Genomic DNA, 20,547 nt, shown 5'->3' with positions numbered 1-20,547 from the left:
CCGCCGCCACGCCTTCCCCGCGCCGCCATGAGTCCGGTGACGCGTCCGTCCGGGAGTCCCGTCCGGTAAGGCGCACCACCCCCCCCCCCCCCCCCCCCCCTCCTCCCCCCCTCCCCCCTCCCCCCCCCCCCCCCCCCCAGCCCGGGGAGGCGAAGGCCCAGCTGGTGCAGCGCCTGATCGGCGGCCAGGTCAGCGGGACCACCGCCGACCTGGTGTCCGGGCTGGCCCGGTCCCGCTGGTCGCAGCCCCGCGACCTGGTGGACGCGCTGGAGGAGCTGGCCGACATCGCCGACCTGACGGCGGCGGAGAAGACCGGCACCCTGGACGACGTCGAGGACGAGCTGTTCCGGTTCGGCCGGATCGTCTCCTCCAGCACCGAGCTGCGCGCCGCGCTCACCGACCGTGCCGCCGGCACCTCGGCCAAGACCGAGCTGCTGCACCGGCTCCTCGGCGGGCGGGCCAAGCCGGCCACCGAGCGTCTGGTGACGCGCCTCGCCACCGCGCCGCGTGGACGTAGCCTGGAGGCGGGACTGGAGTCTCTGTCCAAGCTCGCCGCAGAGCGCCGGGACCGCATGGTCGCCGTCGTCACCTCGGCGGTGCCGCTGAGCGACGGGCAGAAGCAGCGCCTCGGCGCGGCCCTGACCAAGCTCTACGGGCGTCGGATGCACCTCAACCTCGACGTCGACCCCCAGGTCGTCGGCGGGATCCGGGTGCAGGTCGGTGACGAGGTCATCAACGGCTCCATCGCGGACCGGCTGGACGAGGCCGCCCGCCGCATGGCGAGCTAGCAGCAACTCGATAGACCGGTCTTTCGAGACAGTTCGAGAGACGCAGTACGTACTTACGGCCCTGGTTGGGCCGTGCAGAGGATTCACCTCTTTTAGGGGGGAGTCCCCATCCCCCCAAAGTGAAACTTCGGGCCCAACAAGGAGAGCAGGGAACCCAGATGGCGGAGCTCACGATCCGGCCGGAGGAGATCCGGGACGCGCTGGAGAACTTCGTCCAGTCGTACAAGCCGGACGCGGCCTCGCGCGAGGAGGTCGGTACGGTCACCCTTGCCGGCGACGGCATCGCGAAGGTCGAGGGCCTGCCCTCGGCCATGGCCAACGAACTGCTGAAGTTCGAGGACGGCACCCTCGGCCTCGCGCTGAACCTGGAAGAGCGCGAGATCGGCGCCATCGTCCTCGGTGAGTTCAGCGGCATCGAGGAGGGTCAGCCGGTCACGCGCACCGGTGAGGTCCTCTCCGTCGCGGTCGGCGAGGGCTACCTCGGCCGCGTCGTCGACCCGCTCGGCAACCCGATCGACGGCCTCGGCGAGATCGAGACGTCCGGCCGCCGCGCCCTCGAGCTGCAGGCCCCCACGGTCATGCAGCGCAAGTCGGTGCACGAGCCGATGGAGACGGGCTACAAGGCCGTCGACGCGATGACCCCGATCGGCCGTGGCCAGCGTCAGCTGATCATCGGTGACCGTCAGACCGGCAAGACCGCCCTGGCCGTCGACACGATCATCAACCAGCGCGACAACTGGCGCTCGGGCGACCCGAAGAAGCAGGTCCGCTGCATCTACGTCGCCATCGGCCAGAAGGGCTCCACCATCGCCGGCGTGCGCCGCGCGCTGGAGGAGAACGGCGCGCTGGAGTACACGACCATCGTCGCCGCCCCGGCGTCCGACCCGGCCGGCTTCAAGTACCTGGCGCCGTACACCGGTTCGGCCATCGGCCAGCAGTGGATGTACGAGGGCAAGCACGTCCTCATCATCTTCGACGACCTCTCGAAGCAGGCCGACGCCTACCGCGCCGTGTCCCTGCTGCTGCGCCGCCCGCCGGGCCGTGAGGCCTACCCGGGTGACGTTTTCTACCTGCACTCCCGTCTGCTGGAGCGCTGCGCCAAGCTCTCCGACGACATGGGCGCCGGTTCGATGACCGGTCTGCCGATCGTCGAGACCAAGGCCAACGACGTCTCGGCGTTCATCCCGACCAACGTCATCTCCATCACCGACGGCCAGTGCTTCCTGGAGTCGGACCTGTTCAACGCCGGTCAGCGCCCCGCGCTGAACGTCGGTATCTCCGTCTCCCGAGTCGGTGGTTCCGCGCAGCACAAGGCGATGCGCCAGGTCTCCGGCCGCCTCCGTGTGGACCTCGCCCAGTTCCGTGAGCTGGAGGCGTTCGCCGCCTTCGGTTCCGACCTGGACGCGGCCTCCAAGGCCCAGCTGGAGCGCGGTCAGCGCATGGTCGAGCTGCTGAAGCAGGACCAGTACCAGCCGATGGCCACCGAGGACCAGGTCGTCTCCGTCTGGGCCGGCACCAACGGCCGCATGGACGACGTCCCGGTCGCCGACATCCGCCGCTTCGAGAAGGAGCTGCTGGACTACCTGCACCGCAAGGAGCAGGGTCTGATGACCTCCATCCGCGAGGGCGCCAAGATGTCGGACGACACGATCCAGGCGATCGACGACGCGGTGGCGGAGTTCAAGAAGCAGTTCGAGACCTCGGACGGCAAGCTGCTCGGCGAGGACACTCCTGCCGCTGCTTCCAAGTGACGTAAGGAAGGGACCTGACTCATGGGAGCCCAGCTCCGGGTCTACAAGCGTCGCATCCGATCCGTCACCGCGACCAAGAAGATCACCAAGGCGATGGAGATGATCGCCGCCTCGCGCGTCGTCAAGGCGCAGCGCAAGGTGGCGGCCTCCACGCCGTACGCGACCGAGCTGACGCGCGCGGTCACGGCGGTGGGCACGGGTTCGAACACCAAGCACCCGCTCACCACGGAGGCGGAGAACCCGACCCGTGTCGCGGTCCTGCTCCTCACGAGCGACCGCGGTCTGGCCGGCGCCTTCAACTCCAACGCGATCAAGGCGGCGGAGCAGCTGACCGCGCGCCTGGAGCGCGAGGGCAAGCAGGTCGACACGTACATCGTCGGCCGGCGCGGTGTGGCCCACTACAACTTCCGTGAGCGCAAGATCGCGGAGTCGTGGACGGGCTTCACGGACGAGCCGACGTACGCGGACGCCAAGAAGGTGGCGGCGCCCCTGATCGAGGCGATCGAGAAGGACACGGCCGACGGTGGCGTGGACGAGCTGCACATCGTCTTCACCGAGTTCGTCTCGATGATGACGCAGACGGCGCTCGACGCCCGGCTGCTGCCGCTGCGCCTCGAAGAGGTCGCCGAGGAGGCTCACCCGAAGGGCGAGATCCTCCCGCTGTACGACTTCGAGCCCTCGGCGGAGGACGTCCTCGACGCCCTGCTGCCGCGCTACGTGGAGAGCCGGATCTACAACGCGCTGCTCCAGTCGGCCGCTTCGAAGCACGCCGCCACGCGGCGCGCGATGAAGTCGGCCACCGACAACGCGGGCGAGCTGATCAACACGCTCTCCCGTCTTGCCAACGCGGCCCGCCAGGCCGAAATCACCCAGGAAATCAGCGAGATCGTCGGTGGCGCGAGCGCCCTGGCCGACGCGACCGCGGGGAGTGACCGATAAATGACCACCACTGTTGAGACCGCGACGGCTACGGGCCGCGTCGCCCGGGTCATCGGCCCGGTCGTCGACGTGGAGTTCCCCGTCGACGCGATGCCGGAGATCTACAACGCCCTCCACGTCGAGGTCGCCGACCCGGCCAACGCGGGCGAGAAGAAGATCCTGACCCTGGAGGTCGCCCAGCACCTGGGTGACGGCCTGGTCCGCACCATCTCCATGCAGCCGACCGACGGTCTGGTCCGCCAGGCCCCGGTCACCGACACCGGCGACGGCATCACCGTCCCGGTCGGCGACTTCACCAAGGGCAAGGTGTTCAACACCCTCGGTGAGGTGCTGAACGTCGACGAGTCCTACGAGGGCGAGCGCTGGTCCATCCACCGCAAGGCCCCGAACTTCGACGAGCTCGAGTCGAAGACCGAGATGTTCGAGACCGGCGTCAAGGTCATCGACCTGCTGACCCCGTACGTCAAGGGCGGCAAGATCGGTCTGTTCGGCGGCGCCGGCGTCGGCAAGACGGTGCTCATCCAGGAGATGATCTACCGTGTCGCCAACAACCACGACGGTGTCTCGGTGTTCGCCGGTGTCGGCGAGCGCACCCGTGAGGGCAACGACCTGATCGAGGAGATGTCCGACTCGGGCGTCATCGACAAGACCGCGCTGGTCTTCGGTCAGATGGACGAGCCCCCGGGCACCCGTCTGCGCGTCGCGCTGGCCGGCCTGACCATGGCCGAGTACTTCCGTGACGTCCAGAAGCAGGACGTGCTGTTCTTCATCGACAACATCTTCCGCTTCACGCAGGCCGGCTCCGAGGTCTCCACCCTGCTCGGCCGCATGCCGTCCGCGGTGGGTTACCAGCCGAACCTGGCCGACGAGATGGGTCTCCTCCAGGAGCGCATCACCTCGACCCGCGGTCACTCGATCACCTCGATGCAGGCGATCTACGTCCCCGCGGACGACCTGACCGACCCGGCCCCGGCCACCACCTTCGCCCACCTCGACGCGACGACGGTTCTCTCCCGTCCGATCTCGGAGAAGGGCATCTACCCGGCCGTGGACCCGCTGGACTCCACGTCCCGGATCCTGGACCCGCGCTACATCTCGCAGGACCACTACAACGCGGCCATGCGCGTGAAGACGATCCTGCAGAAGTACAAGGACCTCCAGGACATCATCGCGATCCTCGGTATCGACGAGCTGGGCGAGGAGGACAAGCTCGTCGTCCACCGTGCCCGTCGTGTGGAGCGCTTCCTGTCCCAGAACACCCACGTCGCCAAGCAGTTCACCGGCGTGGACGGTTCGGACGTGCCCCTGGACGAGTCGATCGCGGCGTTCAACGCGATCTGCGACGGCGAGTACGACCACTTCCCGGAGCAGGCGTTCTTCATGTGCGGTGGCCTGGAGGACCTCAAGGCCAACGCCAAGGAGCTCGGCGTCTCCTGAACTCCCTGAGTTCGTGTGAGGGGGCGGGTCCGTCCCGCCCCCTCTGCCACGCCTACTAGAATTGACCCCAACACCCGGCACAACCGCCGGGTGGTGACCCGAGGAGCCACCCTTGGCTGCTGAGCTGCACGTCGAGCTGGTCGCCGCCGACCGCCAGGTCTGGTCCGGCGAGGCCACCCTGGTCGTCGCGCGCACCACGTCCGGCGACATCGGCGTCATGCCCGGTCACCAGCCGCTGCTCGGTGTGCTGGAGTCGGGCCCGGTGACCATCCGTACGAGTGAAGGTGGAACGGTCGTCGCCGCGGTGCACGGCGGTTTCATCTCGTTCGCGGACAACAAGCTCTCGCTGCTGGCCGAGATCGCCGAGCTGTCGGACGAGATCGATGTCCAGCGCACGGAGCGGGAGCTGGAGCGCGCGAAGGCGGAGGGCGACGCCGCCGCCGAGCGTCGCGCGGACGTTCGACTTCGTGCCGCGGCGGCGCGCTAGACACTGCGCGCGGTGCGTTGACAAACCTCAGCCGCGGCTGGGACCGGAGCGATCCGGACCCAGCCGCGGCTGAGGCGGATGTGGGTGTTTTTTACGTTCCGTTACCTAGGAGACGAGGAGGTCGGTGCCGATGGTCCTCGCTCTGACTGTGTGCGGGATCGTGGTGGCGCTCGTAGTGGTGGGGCTGTTCCTGTTCGGTCTGCGCCGCAGGCTGATCCAGCGGTCCGGCGGCACCTTCGACTGCTCCCTGCGCTGGGACGTGCCCGAGAAATCGGACGGCGGCGGCAAGGGCTGGTCGTACGGCGTCGCCCGCTACAACGGCGACCGCATCGAGTGGTACCGGGTCTTCTCCTACGCCTTCCGTCCCCGCCGCACCCTGGAGCGGGCGCAGATCGAGGTGGCCGGCCGCCGGCTGCCCGAGGGCGAGGAGGAGCTGGCGCTGCTGTCCGACGCGGTGGTCCTCGCCTGTACCCACCGGGGCGTCCGCCTGGAACTCGCCATGAGCGAGGACGCGCTGACCGGATTCCTCGCGTGGCTGGAGGCCGCCCCGCCCGGTCAGCGGGTGAACGTGGCGTAACCGCGTTCACCCTCCCCCGGACGAAGGCCGGGAGAGGGTGAAGGGCGTGGCGCTGTTCGTCCCTACAGGTTGTCGCTGATCGCGCTCACCAGTTCACCGTTGCCGGTGTCGCCGCTGAACTCCCAGAAGAAGGCTCCGCCGAGGCCCTGGGTGTTGGCCCACGCCATCTTCGACTTGATCGTGGCGGGAGTGTCGTACGACCACCAGTTGCTGCCGCAGTGCGCGTACGCCGTACCCGCGACGGTGCCGGTGGCCGGACAGGACGACTTCAGGACCTTGTAGTCCTCGATGCCCTGCTCGTAGGTGCCGGCCGCGGGTCCCGTGGCCGTGCCGCCCGGGGCGTCCTGGGTGACGCCGGTCCAGCCGCGGCCGTAGAAGCCGATGCCGATGAGGAGCTTCTTCGCGGGTACGCCGATCGCCTTGAACTTGGCGATCGCGTCGGCGGTGGTGAAGCCCGCCTTCGGGATGCCGTCGTACGAGGTGAGCGGGGAGTGCGGGGCCGTCGGACCCTTGGCGTCCCAGGCTCCGAAGAAGTCGTACGTCATCACGTTGTACCAGTCGACGGAGGCGGCGGCGCCCGCGTAGTCGGCGGCCTCGATCTTGCCGCCGGCCGAGCCGTCGGCGGTGACCGCGGCGGTGACCAGGTTGTTCGAGCCGAACTTGGCGCGCAGCGCGGACATCAGGTTCTTGTACGCCGCCGCACCGGAGGTGTCACAGGTCAGACCGCAGGCGTTCGGGTACTCCCAGTCGATGTCGATGCCGTCGAAGACGTCGGCCCAGCGCGGGTCCTCGACCAGGTCGTAGCAGGACTGGGCGAAGGCGGCCGGGTTCTTCGCAGCGTCCGCGAACCCGCCGGACCAGGTCCAGCCGCCGAAGGACCACAGCACCTTGATGTTCGGGTACTTGGCCTTCAGCTGGCGCAGCTGGTTGAAGTTGCCGCGCAGCGGCTGGTCCCAGGTGTCGGCGACGCCGCTGACCGACTGGTCGGCGGTGAAGGCCTTGTCGTAGTCGGCGTAGGAGTCGCCGATCGCGCACTTGCCGCCGGTGACGTTGCCGAAGGCGTAGTTGATGTGCGTGATCTTGGCGGCGGAGCCGGACGTCACCAGGTTCTTGACGTTGTAGTTCCGGCCGTAGATGCCCCACTCGGTGAAGTAGCCGAGCTTGACCTTGTCGCCGGTGGGCGGGGGAGTGGTGCCGCCGCCGGTGGTGTGGACCTTGACCGCGCCGCTGACCGGTCCGGTCTGGTCGGCGGTGTCGCGGGCCCGCACGGTGTAGGAGTAGTCGGTGCCGGCGGTCAGGCCGGTGTCGGTGTACGACGTGGTGGTGACCGTGGCGACCTTGGTGCCGTCGCGCAGCACGTCGTAGTTCTTGATCCCCTTGTCGTCGGTGGCCGCGCTCCAGCCGAGCTTCACCGAGGTGTCGGTGACGGAGGAGGCGGTGGGGGTGCCGGGGGCGGAGGGGGCCGCGTCACCGGGGACCGTCGTGCCGTCGCAGCTGTCGCCGTTCAGCTTGCAGTTGGACGGGGCGCCGGGCCCCGAGCCGTTGAAACCGAAGGAGACGGAGGCGCCGGGGGCGATGGTGCCGTTCCAGCCGACGTTCTTGGCGGTCCAGTGGTCTCCGGAGTTGGTGACCGTGGCGTCCCAGGCCGAGGCGACCTTGGTGCCGGAGGGGAAGTCCCACTCGACGGTCCAGGAGCTGATGGTGCTCGTGCCGGTGTTCTTGACGGTCCACTGGCCGCCGAAACCGCTGCCCCAGTCGCTGGTCTTGGTGAAGGTGGCCGTCGCGTTGGTCGCGGCCTGGGCGGGGCTCGCGAGACCGACCGCGCCGGCCATGGGGAGCAACAGGGTCGCGAATGCCGCCGCGGCTCTGTGTCTGAAGCGCATGCTGCGCCTCCCTCGTCGTCGGGGGTGTCAGGGGCATGACTGAGCCTTCATGCCCACGGTGCTGCGAGGGTAGAAAGGTCTGGACCACAGGTCAATAGGTCTGGACCACTTCGGGGTCGGCGCGACTAGAGCCCCAACTCCCGCGCGAGGACCGCGGCTTGCACCCGGCTGCGCAGCTCCAGCTTCGCCAGCACCCGGCTGACGTGCGTCTTCACCGTGCCCTCCGCCATGTCCAGCCGGGCCCCGATCAGGGCGTTGGACAGGCCCTCGCCGATGCAGCCCAGCACCTCCCGCTCCCGCCGGGTCAGCCCCTCCAGCACGGCCGGGTCGTGCTCCCCGCCCCGCGCCGGGGCCGAGGCGAACTCGGCGATCAGCCGCCGGGTCACGGCCGGCGCGACGATGCCCTCCCCGCGCGCCACCGTCCGCACCGCCTCCAGCAGGCCCCGGGCCTCCGTGTCCTTCAGCAGGAACCCGGCCGCGCCCGCCCGCAGCGCCCCGAAGACGTACTCGTCGAGGTCGAAGGTGGTCAGCACGAGCACGTCGGCGAGCCGCTCCCCGACGATCCGCCGGGTCGCGGACACCCCGTCCAGCCGGGGCATCTGTACGTCCATCAGCACCAGGTCCGGCCGCAGGCTCCGGGCCAGGGCGACCGCCCGCTCGCCGTCCGCCGCCTCACCGACCACCTCGATGTCCGGGGCGCTGCCGAGGATCAGCACGAGCCCGGCGCGGACGGCGGACTGGTCCTCGGCGACCAGGACACGGATCATGCGGGATCTCCCTCGGTGAGCGGAAGCGTGGCGTGCACGGCCCACAGACCGTCCCGCGGACCGGCCTCGAAGCTGCCGCCGAGCAGCGCCGCCCGCTCCCGCATACCGGTCAGGCCGGAGCCGGAGCCGGGCACACGGGGCGCGTCGCCGGACCGGTAGGGGCTGCACACGCGGATGTCGAGGACCCCGTCCCGCTGCCGGAGACGGACGCGGACCCGCCCCTTCGCCGCGTGCTTCAGGGCGTTGGTCAGCGACTCCTGCACGATCCGGTAGGCGGCCAGTTCCACCGGGGCCGGCACCGTGCCGTGGCCGGCGTCGAGCGTGGCGTCGAGGCCGTTGGCCCGGGCGTGGTCGACCAGGGCGCCGAGACCGTCCAGGGTGGGGGACGCGGCGGGCTCCCGGTCCCCGGAGCCGTCGCGCAGGATGCCGATCAGCCGGCGCATCTCGGCCAGCGCCTCCACGCTGTTCTCCCGGATGACGGCCAGCGCGTCCCGGGACGTCTTCGGATCGTCGAGGGAGAGCGCCGCCGTGGAGTGGATGGCGATGGCCGACAGGTGGCCCGCGACCATGTCGTGCAACTCGCGTGCCATGCGCGCGCGTTCCGCGGTGACGGCCTGGGTGCGGTCCATCTCGGCCAGCAGCGCGGTCTGTTCGGCGCGCAGCCGGGCGGCCTCGGCGGCGTCGCGGTGGTTGCGCACGAGCGCGCCGGTGGCGGCGGGCGCCAGCGCCAGCACGCCGATGCCCACTCCGATCAGCAGGCCCTGCGGATCCCGCCAGAGCGCCGCGGGGACCACCCCGCCGAGGACCGTGAGCATCCCGGTGATCCACGGGATGCGGCGGGCGGAGGCCGGGGTGCCGTACAGGACGGCCGCGTACACCAGGTCGGTGTACAGCACGATCGTCACGATGCTGCCGAGCGTCACCGTGTCCCAGAACAGCGCGGCCGTGCCGATCAGCAGCCCGGTGCGCGGCCGGGTGCGGCGCAGCGGCTCGCACGCGGCGGTCACCGCCAGCGGCACCAGCGGCGCCCAGGGCGCGGACCACAGCACCAGCTCGTCCGAGGCCACCCGGGGATGGATGCCGAGCGCCCACAGCAGCACCCCGCCGAGCAGTCCGCCCACGGCGATGTGCAGGTCGTCGCGGTGCGGGCGGCCGGGGGCGAGGGGCATGCCTCCATCCAACACGGCCGCGTGGCCGTGCGCCTGCCCCTGGGGAAGGGTGCCGTACTGCGACTTTCGCTTACGCCGGTCTCCTCTGCGCCGACGACGACACGTGCGGCCCGGGCCGGGAGCCTGGAGGGGTGAGCGAGGGGAGCGAAGCGTGATCGTCGGACTGATCATCGCCTGTGAGGTGGCGTTCTGGGTGCTGCTGGCGGCCGGGCTGGCCTTCCGGTACGCGTTCCGGATGCCCCGCACCGGGCTGGCCCTGCTGCTGTGCGAGCCGCTCCTGGAGATCGTGCTGTTCGCCGTCACCGCGGTCGACCTGCGCAACGGCGCCGACCCCGACTGGCGGCACGGTCTCGCCGCGGTGTACATCGGCTTCACCGTGGGTCTCGGCCACTCCACCGTCAGGTGGGCGGACGCCCGGGTCGCCCACCGCTTCGCCGGCGGCCCGCCGCCCGTGAGGCCCCCCAGGTACGGCATCGCGCGCGCCGTGCACGAGTGGCGGGTCGCGGGCCGCTGGATCCTGGCCTCGGCGGTGTCCCTCGCGTTGCTCCAGGGCGCGGTCTGGTACGTCGGCGACGCGGGGGACACCGGCTCGCTGCGGGACTGGCAGGTGCGCATGCTCTGGGTGACCGGCATCAACGTGGTGATCGCCGGCAGCTACACCCTGTTCCCGAAGCGGGAGCCGCGGCCCGGCGGGGAGCCGGCCGGGCAGTCCGTCGAAAAGTCTGTCGACAGCGGGGCGGCCCCGGGGACATCATCACGGCGATGACACGAACCGACACGCCTCCCGCTTGGGACGAGCGCACCCAGCTGACCACCTTCCTCGGCTACGTCCGCGCCACCGCGCGCGCCAAGTGCCAGGAACTCTCCGACGAGGACGCCGTGAAGGCGGTCCTCCCCGGCTCACCGCTGATGACCCTCAGCGGACTGATCAGCCATCTGCGCTGGGTCGAGTACTACTGGTTCCGGGTCGTCTTCCTGGGGGAGCCGGACGAGGGCCCCTGGACCGAGGAGGACCCCGACCGCGAGATGCGGATCGCCGTCGACATCCCGCTGTCCCGGCTGCTCGACGAGTACGCCGCGGACAGCGCCCGGTACGACGAACTGGTCGCCGCGCACGACCTGGACACCAAGTCACAGGTGAAGCGGGGCGACGGCGACCCGGTGGACCTGCGCTGGATCCTGCTCCACCTCATCGAGGAGACGGCCCGGCACAACGGCCACCTCGACATCCTGCGCGAGCTGATCGACGGCCGGACCGGCGACTAGGCGGAACCGGCCCTAGCGCTCCCCGCCCGGCACCCACAGCACGTCACCGGTCTCCCGGTTGGCGCTGCGGGCCAGGATGAACAGCAGGTCGGAGAGGCGGTTGAGGTAGGTGGCGGTGAGCGGGTTCATCGTCTCGCCGTGCACCTCCAGCGCCGCCCAGGTGGAGCGCTCGGCCCGGCGTACGACCGTGCACGCCTGGTGCAGCAGGGCGGCGCCCGGGGTGCCGCCCGGCAGGATGAAGGAGCGCAGCTTCTCCAGCCGCTCGTTGAAGCGGTCGCAGTCCGCCTCCAGCCGGTCGACGTAGAACTGCTCCACCCTCAGCGGCGGGAACGCGGGGTTCTCCACGACCGGCGTCGACAGGTCCGCACCCACGTCGAACAGGTCGTTCTGGACGCGGGTGAGGACCGCGACGATCTCCTCGTCCAGACCGCCCAGCGCGATGGCGGTGCCGATCACCGCGTTCGCCTCGTTGGCGTCCGCGTAGGCGGAGATCCTGAGGTCCGTCTTGGGCACCCGGCTCATGTCACCGAGGCTGGTGGTGCCCTGGTCGCCGGTCCTGGTGTAGATACGCGTCAGATTGACCATGCGGCCAGCGTAGTTACGCCCCGGCGGTCCGGAACACCCGTGTGCCCACCGTCATGGACAGCGCGGTGCAGGCGAGGGCGACCAGGGTGCCGTAGAGCATGTGCGGGGTCGTGTAGTGGCCGACGTACGCGTCCCGGACGGCGTCCACCAGATAGCGGAACGGGACGAAGTGGGACAGCACGTCCAGCCAGGCGGGGGCCAGGGTCATCGGGAGCATCAGGCCGGACAGCAGCACGGAGGGCATCGACACCATGTTGATCAGCGGGCCGAACTCCTGCGGGGTGCGTACCTTCATGCCGAGCGCGTACGACACCGAGGCCAGCGAGAGCGTGAGCAGCGCGACGAAGGCGAAGCCGAGCAGAACGCCGGCCAGGGGCGCGCGCAGGCCCATCACCAGCGCGGCCAGCACCAGCAGCACCGCCTGGAAGACGAACACCGTGGCGTCCCGCAGCACCCGGCCGAGCAGCAGGGCGAGCCGGCTGACCGGCGTCACCCGCATCCGCTCCACCACCCCCTGCCCCTTCTCGATGATCACCGTGAACCCGGCGAACAGCGCCCCGAACAGGCCGAGCTGCATCAGCAGCCCGGGCACCAGCACCTGCCAGGAACTGCCCTGCCCGCCCAGCGGCAGTCCCGTGAGCAGCGGGCCGAAGAAGAGCAGGTGGAGCAGGGGCGTCAGCACGCCGAAGAGCAGGGCGAAACGGGAGCGCAGGGACTGGCGGAGGTAGCGGCCGTAGACGAGGGCCGTGTCGTGAAGCAGCATCGTGCGGGTCCTGATCCTTTGGCGGGCCTCATACGGCGACGGGGGCGGGGACGGCCGGGGAGGGCGCGCGGCCGGTGATGGCGAGGAAGGTGTCCTGGAGGGTCGCGTCGAGCGAGCCGCCGTGGCGGAGCCTGAGCGCGCTCGGGGTGCCCTCGGCGGCGACCGTGCCGCGGTCCACGATCACCAGCCGGTCGGCGAGGGCGTCGGCCTCGTCCAGGTAGTGGGTGGTCAGGAAGACGGTCGTACCGTGCTCGTCGCGCAGCCGGCGGACCAGTGACCACAGGTCGGCGCGGCCGGCGGGGTCCAGGCCGGTGGTGGGCTCGTCCAGGAACAGCACCTTCGGGCGGTGGGTGAGCGCCATCGCGATGTCCAGGCGCCGGCGCTGGCCCCCGGAGAGCGCGCCGGTCTTCCGGTCCAGGAGCGCGGTGAGGTCCAGCTCCTCGGCGAGTTCGGCGGCGCGGGCGGCCGCCTTCGCCCTCGGCAGGCGGTACAGCCGGCCCTGGGTGACCAGCTCCTCCCGCACGGTGATCTGCGGATCGACGCCGCCGGACTGGGCGACGTAGCCGCTGGCCCGGCGTACCCCGGCCGGATCGGTGGCGAGGTCGCACCCGGCGACGGTGGCCGCGCCGCCGGTCGGCCTCAGCAGGGTGGTGAGCATCCGCAGGGTGGTCGTCTTGCCGGCGCCGTTGGGGCCGAGGAAGCCGAGGATCTCGCCCTCGCGGACGGTGAGGTCGACGCACCGGACGGCGTCCACGGGTCCGGCCTTGGTCTGGAAGGTGCGGGCGAGGCCCGCCGTGCTGATGACTGCTGCCATGCCCCCAGAAAAACAGAGTCCCTAAAATTTTGCAATGACCCCAAATTTAGAGGGAAGCCGGCGAAGCTAGGATGCGGGCATGGCTGAGGGGCTCAGGGAGCGGAAGAAGAGGCAGACCCGGCAGTACATCTCCGATGTCGCCACCGGGCTGTTCCTGGAGCGCGGGTTCGAGTCGGTGACGGTCGCGGAGATCGCCGAGGCGGCGAACGTCTCGGTCAACACCGTCTACAACTACTTCCCCGCCAAGGAGGACCTCTTCTTCGACCGCTCGGCCGGCGTGACCGACCGGCTCGCCCGGTGGGTCCGGGGCCGGGACGCGGGGGAGTCCGCCGCACGCGCCGTCCTGCGCGAACTGCGCGGCGAGGCCGAGGCCGTCTCGCCCCGCATCGGTCTGATGGAGGGCTACGACCGCTTCATGCGGGTCATCCGCGAGGCGCCGCCGCTGCGCTCCCGGCTGTGGAGCCTCCAGCAGGAGATGCACGACACCCTGGAGGCGGCCCTGCGCGAGGAGACCGGCGCCGCCGACGGCGACCCCCTCCCCGACCTGATGGCCGGTCAGATCTGCTGGATCCACCAGGCCGTCTTCGTCACCATCGGCCGCGAGATGCTCGCCGGGCGCAAACCGGCCGAAGTGTCACGAGAGGTACTCGTCCTCCTGGACGACATCGAGGACCTGTTGAGTGAAAAGGTGCTCAACTACGCCGTCCGAGGCCCGGCCTGAGCCCTGGCGGTGTGATGTCCGTCAAATGAGACGTGACGCGCGTTACTTACCGGTCACACAGCGGCGCCGGAGCGCTATGGTCCGCCGAGAGGCAGACCTTTCACCGCGTTCATAGGGAGTCGGAGTGGCACGGAAGCTCGCCGTCATCGGGGCCGGTCTCATGGGATCCGGTATCGCTCAGGTCGCCGCGCAGGCGGGCTGGGACGTGGTTCTGCGGGACGTCACCGACGAGGCGCTGAAGCGCGGCACCGACGGTATCAAGGCGTCGTACGACAAGTTCGTCGGCAAGGGCAGGCTGGCGGCCGAGGACGCGGAGGCCGCGCTCGCGCGCATCACCCCGACCACCGACCTGGACGCCGCCGCCGACGCGGACATCGTGGTCGAGGCCGTCTTCGAGAAGCTGGAGGTCAAGCACGAGATCTTCCGCGCGCTCGACAAGCTCGTGCGCGAGGACGCCGTGCTCGCCTCCAACACCTCCGCCATCCCGATCACCAAGATCGCGGCCGCCACCGAGCACCCCGAGCGGGTCGTCGGCGTGCACTTCTTCTCGCCGGTGCCGATGATGCAGCTCGTCGAGCTGGTCCGCGGCTACAAGACCAGCGACGAAGCCCTCGCCACCGCGCGGGAGTTCGCCGAGTCCGTCGGCAAGACCTGCATCGTCGTCAACCGCGACGTCGCCGGCTTCGTCACCACCCGGCTCATCTCCGCCCTCGTGGTCGAGGCGACCAAGCTCTACGAGTCCGGCGTGGCGACCGCCGAGGACATCGACCTCGCCTGCAAGCTGGGCTTCGGCCACGCCATGGGTCCGCTCGCCACCGCCGACCTGACCGGCGTGGACATCCTGCTGCACGCCACCAGCAACATCTACACCGAGTCCCAGGACGAGAAGTTCGCCCCGCCGGAGCTGATGCGCCGGATGGTGGACGCCGGTGACATCGGCCGCAAGAGCGGGCAGGGCTTCTACACGTACTGAGTCACCCCCTCACGGCACGGACACCCCGGGAGTATCACTCCCGGGGGTGAATTCGGTATCGGTTCGCTTACAAGCAGCAACCGGACCGCCACCCGCACAGTCAGACGGTGCACAGCACCGTCACCGAATACGCCAACCGCATGCAACGGGGAGCGCATATGCACATCAGGGGCGACCACGCCGAGCTGGTCGTCGGGGGCCGCCTCGACGTACGCAGCGCGGCGGACGCCCGTACGGCCCTGCACTCGGCCGTCGACACCGGAGTCGGCGACCTGGTGCTCGACCTGTCCGAACTGGACTCCTGGGACGCCACCGGACTCGGGGTGATCATGGGCGCCCACCGGCGGGCCGGCCGCTGCGGGCGCCGCCTGGTGCTGCGGGGCGTGCCCCCGCAGATGCAGCGCCTGCTGGTCGCCACCCGGCTGCACCGCATCCTCGCCATCGAGGGCGGCATCGGGGTGGAGTCGCTGCCCCGGGTGTGAGGCGCCCCTGCCGGGCCGGACCGGGCGCAATCCTCACGAGACCGTGACGTCTCGGACCGTACGCCACCCCGCCCTGTCGGAGATACTGAGCCACGGTTTAGGGTGCGGTCGCCCGCTGCCTCGCAACCCTCGACCCGGCGGGCCCGGACCAGAAGCGACAGCGCGGTGTGCGACAAGGCCGGGAGGGGCCGGAACTGGGCACACGACGCTTTTGGGGGGCTTGAACCCATGGACCCGATCGAGCCGATCGACCCGATCAACGCGGGACCCGAGCAGTACGGCACGGCCCACGGCCGCCGCCCGCCCCGGGACTCCCTCACCTCCGACTTCGCCCCGGGTGCGGCCGCGCCGGCCCGCATGGCCCAGCTCGTCGTGGGCGACCTCCAGCTGACCGTCAACCCCGTCGACGGCAGCGAGATAGAACCCTGCCCCCCGGCCCAGCGCCCCGACAGGCCCCGCAAGCGCACCGCCGCCGAGCGCGCCGAGACCGAACGCGCCGCCCGGCCTCCCCTCCCGCCCGGCCCCGCCCGGCAGGTGCTGCCCCTGCTGGAACGCCAGGACGAACGCGAACGCCTGGTCCGCCTCCTCGCCCAGGGGCGCTCGGTCCGCCTCACCGGCCCCGCGGGCTCCGGCCGTACCGCCCTGCTCGACCTGGTCGCCGAGGACTGCCTGGACCTCGCCCCCGACGGGGTGGTGCGCCTCAGCGGCCACCACCGCACGGCGGGCGACCTCCTGCACGACCTCTTCCACGCCGTCTACGACGCCCCCCACCACCGGCCCGACCGGGACGAACTGCTCGCCTCGGTCCAGGAGATCGGCGCGGTCGTCGTCCTGGACGACCTGGAGTTCGGCGGCGCGCCCCTGGACGAACTGCGCGACGCCACCCCCGAGTGCGCGTTCCTGTTCGCCGCCACCCCCGACGTGCCCGCACCCTCCGCCGCGGCCGAGGTGGAGGAGGTCTTCCTGGCCGGCCTCGACCGCAACGCCGGCGTGGAGATCCTCGAGCGCACCGTCGGCCGGGTGCTCACCGAGGAGGAGGCCAACTGGGCCGGCGACCTCTGGTTCGAGTCCGAGGGGCTGCCCCTGCGGTTCGTCCAGGCCGGCGCCCTGCTCCGGCAGCGCGACGAACTGCGGGCCAGCACGGGCGCGGTGGACGAGTACGGCGTCTTCGAGGACGTACGCCGGCCGGCGGACCCGCCCGCGGAGCCGGCGGACGACGTTCCGCTGCCCTCCCTCGGCGAGGCCGCGGCCCCCGCGCCGCTGCTCGCCTCCCGGCTGAGCGCCTCCGCCCGGTCCGCCCTCCGCTTCGCGGTCGCCCTCGGCGGCGAGCTGCCCCACCAGGCGCACCTGCCCGCACTGGTCGGCGACACCCACGCGGACGCCGCCCTCGGTGAGCTGGCCGGCTGCGGCCTGGTCTCCCCGGTCGGCTCCCGCTACCGGCTCGCGGCCGGGGTGCAGACCCAGCTGGAGGCGGCCGGGTACGCCGACGACGCCGACGACCACGCCCGCACCGCCGCCCGGCACTACGCCTGGTGGGCCGGCCATCCCTCGGTCACCCCCGAGCGGGTGTGCGCGGAGGCCGATGCCGTCCTGGCCGCGCTCGCCGCCGTCGTGCCGCGGGCGGCCCAGGCCGCCGACGGCGAGGAGAGCAGCGCCGTCCGGCTCGCCCGCACGGCCGCGCCCGCCTTCGCCGCGGGGCTCCACTGGAGCGCCTGGGAACGGGCCCTGCGGTCCGGCGCGGAAGCCTCGCAGCTGGCCGGCGATGTGCCCGAACAAGCCTACTTCCACCACGAGTTGGGAATACTCGCGCTCTGCTCCGGGCAGCTCGACCGGGCCCGTGCCGAACTGGAGGCCTCGGGCGGACTGCGCGGCGCCCTCGCCGACAAGCGCGGTGCGGTCGCCGGCCGCCGCGCACTGGCCCTGCTCGCCGACCGGGCGGGCGAGGCGCCGGGGCTGCCGGTGGCGGCGGAGACGCGGCACGAGGAGCCGGCACCGCGCCCCGCACCGGCGCCGGCGCCGTCCGAGGACACCCTGGTCACGCAGCGGCTTCCGCGGCCGGCGGGCAGCGGTGCCGGCATCCGGCGGGTGGCCCGCCGCAACCTGGTGGCGGCCGGCTCCGGTGCGCTGCTCGCCGCGGTCCTCGGCACGGTCGTCACGCTCGGCATGACCTCCGACCCGGACGGCGACCGCAACCCGGCGGGCAAGGTGGAGGTGAACCCGTCGGCGACCCGGGACCTGGAGGACGGCGGTCCGGCCTCGGACCCGGCCGACACCGGCGACACCGGCTCGGCCGGCGGCCGGCCCACCTCGCCGGGCCCCGACGGCACGTACGGTACGGCGGACGACCCGGTACCGCCCGCCGCCCCCTCCCGCCCGTCGGAGAGCGTCAAGCCCTCCGCCGACCCCGCCGGCCCGTCCGGCTCCCCGTCGAAGTCCCCGACCCCGGGCGGCCCGACGAGCGGCGGCACGGGCGGCACGACGGGAGGCCCGACCGGGGGCGGCACCACCGGCGGCTCCACCACCGGCGGTTCCACGACCGGCGGCTCGACGAGCGGCGGCGGCACGGGCGGTACGACGAGTGGCTCGTCCGGAGGCGGCACCACCGGCGGCTCCACCACCGGCGGCGGCACCACCACAGGCGGCTCCACGGACGGCTCGACGACCACCGGCACCACGGGCGGCACCACGGGTGGCACCACCGGCGGCGGCACGACGGGCGGTACCACCGACGGCACGACGACCGGCACCACGGACGGCTCCGCCGCGGGGACGTCGAGCAGCGCGTCGGCGTGAGCCCCTCCTCCACCGAGGACACACCGAGCGGCACGTGACGCCGCGAGCCTCAGGCGTTTTGGGCAACGGCGGTCCGTGCCGCTGCGGCGGGAGGGTCGGGGTGGAGGTCAGAGGGCGGCGGCCGAGAAGGGGCTGCCCAGGTGGAGATGGGTTCCCGGGCGGAGGGGGGCTCGCGGGTCGGGGCAGCGGCGTTGGCTGAGAAAGCCGGTGGCGGCCGTTGGTTTCGCCGTGGCGGTGGTTCGTCGCGGCGGTAGTGTGCGGGGGCGTCGGGCCTCAGGCGTGTGGGTACCGCCGGTCCGTGCCGCTGAGGGTGAGGGGCAGCGGCGTTGGCCGAGAAGTCTGCAGTGGCCCCTGATGTTCGCCGTGGCGGTGGTGTGCGGGGGCGTCGGGCCTCGGGCGATTGGGTACCGCCGGTCCCCGCCGCTGTGGGTGAATCGGGGCAGCGGTCAGGGGGCCGGGGCCGAGAAGGGCCGCCCAGGCGGAGATGCGTTCCCGGGCGGAAGGGGGCTCGCCGGTCGGCAGCGGCGTTGGCCGAGAAGCCGCTGGTGGGCCCTGATCTTCGCCGTGGCGGTGGTTCGTCGGGCGGTGGTGTGCGGGGGCGTCGGGCCTCAGGCGATTGGGTACCGCCGGTCCCCGCCGCTGTGGGTGAATCGGGGCAGCGGTCAGGGGGCCGGGGCCGGGAAGGGCCGCCCAGGTGGAGAGGGGTTCCCGGGCGGAAGGGGGGCTCGCCGGTCGGGGAAGCGGCGTTGGCCGAGAAGCCGGCGGCGGCCGTTGGTTTCCGTCGTGGCGGTGGCTCGTCGCGGCGGGGGTGTCCGGGGGTGCGCCGGGCCTCGGGCGCTTCGGCACCGCCGGTCCCCGCCGCTGCGGGAGAACCGGGGCGGCGGTCAGAGGGCGGTGGCACCGGCCGGGAAGGGGTCGGGGGCGTCAGAACAGGCGGAGTTTGTCGTCCTCGATGCCGCGCAGGGCGTCGTAGTCCAGGATCTGGCAGTTGATGCCGCGGTCGGTGGCGAGGACGCGGGCCTGGGGTTTGATCTCCTGGGCGGCGAAGATGCCGCGGACCGGCGCCAGATGGGGGTCGCGGTTCAACAGGTCGAGGTAGCGGGTGAGTTGCTCGACGCCGTCGATCTCGCCCCGGCGCTTGATCTCCACCGCCACCGTGCGGCCCTCGGCGTCCCGGCAGAGGATGTCCACGGGGCCGATCGCGGTCATGTACTCGCGGCGGATGAGGGTGTACCCCTCGCCCAGCGTCTCGATGCGGTCGGCGAGGAGCTCCTGGAGGTGCGCCTCCACGCCGTCCTTGATCAGACCGGGATCCACGCCGAGTTCGTGCGAGGAGTCGTGGAGGATCTCCTCCATCGTGATGATCAGTTTCTCGCCCCCCTTGTTGACGACGGTCCACACCCCCTCGTCCTCGCCCGTCCCCTCCTTCAGCGTGCAGGGCGGCGACATCCAGTTGAGCGGTTTGTAGGCCCTGTCGTCGGCGTGGATGGAGACGCTGCCGTCCGCCTTGACCAGGATCAGTCGCGGCGCCGAGGGCAGGTGGGCGGTGAGCCGGCCGGCGTAGTCGACCGAGCAGCGGGCAATGACGAGACGCATGGTCGGCAACGCTACTCGACACCCCCCGGTGCTCGCGATCCGCCCGCCCCGCTCCCTGTGGATCGCCCCATTTGTCCCTTGAAACTCTTGTTCATCCCTGGCCGATTGTGGGCGTAACGGGACCGTTCCATATACGCATTCTGCTGGTGTGGTCACCTACCGTTGCCTACCGTAGAGAACGGGAGGTTGCGGCCCCTGTACCGAGCGTGTTCGAAATCGCGAACTCCCCTATCTGTCCGGCAACCCCTGCGCCTCGGGGGTGCGAGAGGAGAACCCATGTCGCTCGACGTCTCACCGGCCCTACTCGAACAGGCCGAGCGAGGCGAGGTCGACGAAGCAGACTTCGTCGACTGCGTCCGGACCTCCCTGCCCTACGCATGGGAGATGATCAGCTCCCTGGTGGCCCAGCTGAAGGTGGACGGCGGCCCCTTCGCCGACAACCAGACGCCCCCGCCGGACGAGCAGGCGCGCGGCCAGCTGCTGCGTGCGCTCGCGAGCGACGCCATACGCGGCGCGCTGCAGCGGCACTTCGGTGTACGGCTGGCCTTCCAGAACTGCCACCGCGTGGCGGTGTTCCCGCTGGACGCCTCGGTGGACGAGACGTTGGCCCGCTTCACGTCGGTGCGCAACCAGTTGCTGAACCAGTCGCCGGAGCTGCGGGACTGCTGACGCGGGGTTCCGGCACGGCCGGGACGGACAGCCGTCGGCTTGCCGCTCCACCGTGGGGGAGGTGCATTCAGGACCGGGGCGGCAAGC

The 20,547-nt window shown here is 71.5% G+C and carries 19 protein-coding genes and 1 pseudogene; 13 read left to right on the top strand and 7 right to left on the bottom strand.

The features are described from left to right. Positions 1-131 precede the first annotated feature (131 nt). From ACZ4VF_RS36900 to ACZ4VF_RS36875, 6 genes and pseudogenes are all read left to right on the top strand, one after another. Positions 132-788: pseudogene (locus tag ACZ4VF_RS36900) on the top strand (F0F1 ATP synthase subunit delta); the annotation flags it as partial. Positions 789-946: 158 nt separating this feature from the next. Further along, a complete protein-coding gene (atpA, locus tag ACZ4VF_RS36895) occupies positions 947-2,539 on the top strand; it encodes a F0F1 ATP synthase subunit alpha (RefSeq protein WP_467931537.1) in 1,593 nt (530 codons plus the stop codon). Positions 2,540-2,560: 21 nt separating this feature from the next. After that, positions 2,561-3,478, top strand: coding sequence for a F0F1 ATP synthase subunit gamma (locus tag ACZ4VF_RS36890; protein WP_467931535.1), 918 nt, complete (start codon positions 2,561-2,563; stop codon positions 3,476-3,478). Then, positions 3,479-4,915, top strand: a complete 1,437-nt coding sequence (atpD, locus tag ACZ4VF_RS36885) for a F0F1 ATP synthase subunit beta (RefSeq protein ID WP_467931534.1) — start codon at positions 3,479-3,481, stop codon at positions 4,913-4,915. 112 nt (positions 4,916-5,027) lie between these two features. After that, positions 5,028-5,402 carry a F0F1 ATP synthase subunit epsilon gene (locus ACZ4VF_RS36880; protein ID WP_023546729.1) on the top strand — a complete coding sequence of 125 codons (375 nt, stop codon included), beginning with the start codon at positions 5,028-5,030 and terminating at the stop codon, positions 5,400-5,402. A 130-nt stretch (positions 5,403-5,532) separates the two neighbouring features. Then, complete coding sequence (locus tag ACZ4VF_RS36875; protein WP_467931533.1) at positions 5,533-5,979, top strand: DUF2550 domain-containing protein; 447 nt, start codon at positions 5,533-5,535, stop codon at positions 5,977-5,979. A 62-nt stretch (positions 5,980-6,041) separates the two neighbouring features. On the opposite strand, the gene ACZ4VF_RS36870 is transcribed toward ACZ4VF_RS36875, so the two are convergent. From ACZ4VF_RS36870 to ACZ4VF_RS36860, 3 genes are all read right to left on the bottom strand, one after another. Then, positions 6,042-7,862 carry a glycosyl hydrolase family 18 protein gene (locus ACZ4VF_RS36870; protein ID WP_467931531.1) on the bottom strand — a complete coding sequence of 607 codons (1,821 nt, stop codon included), beginning with the start codon at positions 7,860-7,862 and terminating at the stop codon, positions 6,042-6,044. A gap of 125 nt (positions 7,863-7,987) precedes the next feature. Next, positions 7,988-8,629, bottom strand: coding sequence for a response regulator (locus tag ACZ4VF_RS36865; protein ID WP_467931530.1), 642 nt, complete (start codon positions 8,627-8,629; stop codon positions 7,988-7,990). After that, positions 8,626-9,798 (bottom strand): sensor histidine kinase, encoded by a 1,173-nt coding sequence (locus tag ACZ4VF_RS36860; protein WP_467931529.1) that lies wholly within the window; start codon positions 9,796-9,798, stop codon positions 8,626-8,628. The genes ACZ4VF_RS36865 and ACZ4VF_RS36860 overlap by 4 nt, the downstream gene beginning before the upstream one ends. Before the next feature lie 151 nt (positions 9,799-9,949). On the opposite strand from ACZ4VF_RS36860, the gene ACZ4VF_RS36855 reads away from it, so the two are divergent. Continuing rightward, positions 9,950-10,564: a hypothetical protein gene (locus ACZ4VF_RS36855; RefSeq protein ID WP_467931528.1), complete on the top strand. Its 615-nt coding sequence runs from the start codon at positions 9,950-9,952 to the stop codon at positions 10,562-10,564. Then, the gene (locus tag ACZ4VF_RS36850; RefSeq protein WP_467931526.1) at positions 10,561-11,064 is read left to right on the top strand and encodes a DinB family protein; all 504 of its coding nucleotides are present in this window, start codon (positions 10,561-10,563) and stop codon (positions 11,062-11,064) included. Before ACZ4VF_RS36855 ends, ACZ4VF_RS36850 begins: the two co-directional genes overlap by 4 nt. A 12-nt stretch (positions 11,065-11,076) precedes the next feature. Here the strand turns inward: ACZ4VF_RS36850 and ACZ4VF_RS36845 are convergent, their stop codons facing one another. From ACZ4VF_RS36845 to ACZ4VF_RS36835, 3 genes are read right to left on the bottom strand one after another with little or no spacing between them, the layout of a single operon-like run. After that, positions 11,077-11,649 (bottom strand): cob(I)yrinic acid a,c-diamide adenosyltransferase, encoded by a 573-nt coding sequence (locus ACZ4VF_RS36845; protein WP_189981782.1) that lies wholly within the window; start codon positions 11,647-11,649, stop codon positions 11,077-11,079. 13 nt (positions 11,650-11,662) lie between these two features. Continuing rightward, positions 11,663-12,412 carry an ABC transporter permease gene (locus ACZ4VF_RS36840; RefSeq protein ID WP_467931525.1) on the bottom strand — a complete coding sequence of 250 codons (750 nt, stop codon included), beginning with the start codon at positions 12,410-12,412 and terminating at the stop codon, positions 11,663-11,665. A 28-nt stretch (positions 12,413-12,440) separates the two neighbouring features. Then, the gene (locus ACZ4VF_RS36835) at positions 12,441-13,226 is read right to left on the bottom strand and encodes an ABC transporter ATP-binding protein (protein WP_467931524.1); all 786 of its coding nucleotides are present in this window, start codon (positions 13,224-13,226) and stop codon (positions 12,441-12,443) included. Between the two features lie 79 nt (positions 13,227-13,305). Here ACZ4VF_RS36835 and ACZ4VF_RS36830 point away from each other — a divergent pair, with 79 nt between their 5' ends. The 4 genes from ACZ4VF_RS36830 to ACZ4VF_RS36815 all read left to right on the top strand — a co-directional run bounded on the left by ACZ4VF_RS36830 (position 13,306) and on the right by ACZ4VF_RS36815 (position 18,195). Further along, positions 13,306-13,947 (top strand): TetR/AcrR family transcriptional regulator, encoded by a 642-nt coding sequence (locus ACZ4VF_RS36830; RefSeq protein WP_467931522.1) that lies wholly within the window; start codon positions 13,306-13,308, stop codon positions 13,945-13,947. A gap of 124 nt (positions 13,948-14,071) precedes the next feature. Continuing rightward, complete coding sequence (locus ACZ4VF_RS36825; RefSeq protein ID WP_467931521.1) at positions 14,072-14,920, top strand: 3-hydroxyacyl-CoA dehydrogenase family protein; 849 nt, start codon at positions 14,072-14,074, stop codon at positions 14,918-14,920. Between the two features lie 140 nt (positions 14,921-15,060). Then, positions 15,061-15,402: an STAS domain-containing protein gene (locus tag ACZ4VF_RS36820; RefSeq protein ID WP_467931541.1), complete on the top strand. Its 342-nt coding sequence runs from the start codon at positions 15,061-15,063 to the stop codon at positions 15,400-15,402. 228 nt (positions 15,403-15,630) lie between these two features. Next, positions 15,631-18,195 (top strand): ATP-binding protein, encoded by a 2,565-nt coding sequence (locus tag ACZ4VF_RS36815; protein ID WP_467931520.1) that lies wholly within the window; start codon positions 15,631-15,633, stop codon positions 18,193-18,195. Positions 18,196-19,119: 924 nt separating this feature from the next. Here the strand turns inward: ACZ4VF_RS36815 and nucS are convergent. After that, positions 19,120-19,791, bottom strand: a complete 672-nt coding sequence (nucS, locus tag ACZ4VF_RS36810; protein WP_467931518.1) for an endonuclease NucS — start codon at positions 19,789-19,791, stop codon at positions 19,120-19,122. Positions 19,792-20,067: 276 nt separating this feature from the next. Between nucS and ACZ4VF_RS36805 the strand changes: the two genes are divergently transcribed. Further along, positions 20,068-20,460 (top strand): SCO5389 family protein, encoded by a 393-nt coding sequence (locus tag ACZ4VF_RS36805; RefSeq protein ID WP_190013271.1) that lies wholly within the window; start codon positions 20,068-20,070, stop codon positions 20,458-20,460. The last annotated feature ends 87 nt before the right edge of the window (positions 20,461-20,547 follow it).

It is taken from the genome of Streptomyces sp. NPDC029151 (assembly GCF_055564315.1).
The sequence above is the reverse complement of the archived record's forward strand: the minus strand, read 5'-3'. Positions and strand labels throughout refer to the sequence as shown.

Excerpts from the sequence above, each read along its gene's own strand:
- atpD (WP_467931534.1), top strand. The coding sequence starts at position 3,479 with ATGACCACCACTGTTGAGACCGCGACGGCTACGGGCCGCGTCGCCCGG.
- ACZ4VF_RS36820 (WP_467931541.1), top strand. The coding sequence starts at position 15,061 with ATGCAACGGGGAGCGCATATGCACATCAGGGGCGACCACGCCGAGCTG.
- ACZ4VF_RS36835 (WP_467931524.1), bottom strand. The coding sequence starts at position 13,226 with ATGGCAGCAGTCATCAGCACGGCGGGCCTCGCCCGCACCTTCCAGACC.
- ACZ4VF_RS36805 (WP_190013271.1), top strand. The coding sequence starts at position 20,068 with ATGTCGCTCGACGTCTCACCGGCCCTACTCGAACAGGCCGAGCGAGGC.
- ACZ4VF_RS36890 (WP_467931535.1), top strand. The coding sequence starts at position 2,561 with ATGGGAGCCCAGCTCCGGGTCTACAAGCGTCGCATCCGATCCGTCACC.
- atpA (WP_467931537.1), top strand. The coding sequence starts at position 947 with ATGGCGGAGCTCACGATCCGGCCGGAGGAGATCCGGGACGCGCTGGAG.
- ACZ4VF_RS36865 (WP_467931530.1), bottom strand. The coding sequence starts at position 8,629 with ATGATCCGTGTCCTGGTCGCCGAGGACCAGTCCGCCGTCCGCGCCGGG.
- nucS (WP_467931518.1), bottom strand. The coding sequence starts at position 19,791 with ATGCGTCTCGTCATTGCCCGCTGCTCGGTCGACTACGCCGGCCGGCTC.
- ACZ4VF_RS36870 (WP_467931531.1), bottom strand. The coding sequence starts at position 7,862 with ATGCGCTTCAGACACAGAGCCGCGGCGGCATTCGCGACCCTGTTGCTC.
- ACZ4VF_RS36860 (WP_467931529.1), bottom strand. The coding sequence starts at position 9,798 with ATGCCCCTCGCCCCCGGCCGCCCGCACCGCGACGACCTGCACATCGCC.
- ACZ4VF_RS36840 (WP_467931525.1), bottom strand. The coding sequence starts at position 12,412 with ATGCTGCTTCACGACACGGCCCTCGTCTACGGCCGCTACCTCCGCCAG.
- ACZ4VF_RS36815 (WP_467931520.1), top strand. The coding sequence starts at position 15,631 with ATGGACCCGATCGAGCCGATCGACCCGATCAACGCGGGACCCGAGCAG.
- ACZ4VF_RS36850 (WP_467931526.1), top strand. The coding sequence starts at position 10,561 with ATGACACGAACCGACACGCCTCCCGCTTGGGACGAGCGCACCCAGCTG.
- ACZ4VF_RS36830 (WP_467931522.1), top strand. The coding sequence starts at position 13,306 with ATGGCTGAGGGGCTCAGGGAGCGGAAGAAGAGGCAGACCCGGCAGTAC.
- ACZ4VF_RS36875 (WP_467931533.1), top strand. The coding sequence starts at position 5,533 with ATGGTCCTCGCTCTGACTGTGTGCGGGATCGTGGTGGCGCTCGTAGTG.
- ACZ4VF_RS36845 (WP_189981782.1), bottom strand. The coding sequence starts at position 11,649 with ATGGTCAATCTGACGCGTATCTACACCAGGACCGGCGACCAGGGCACC.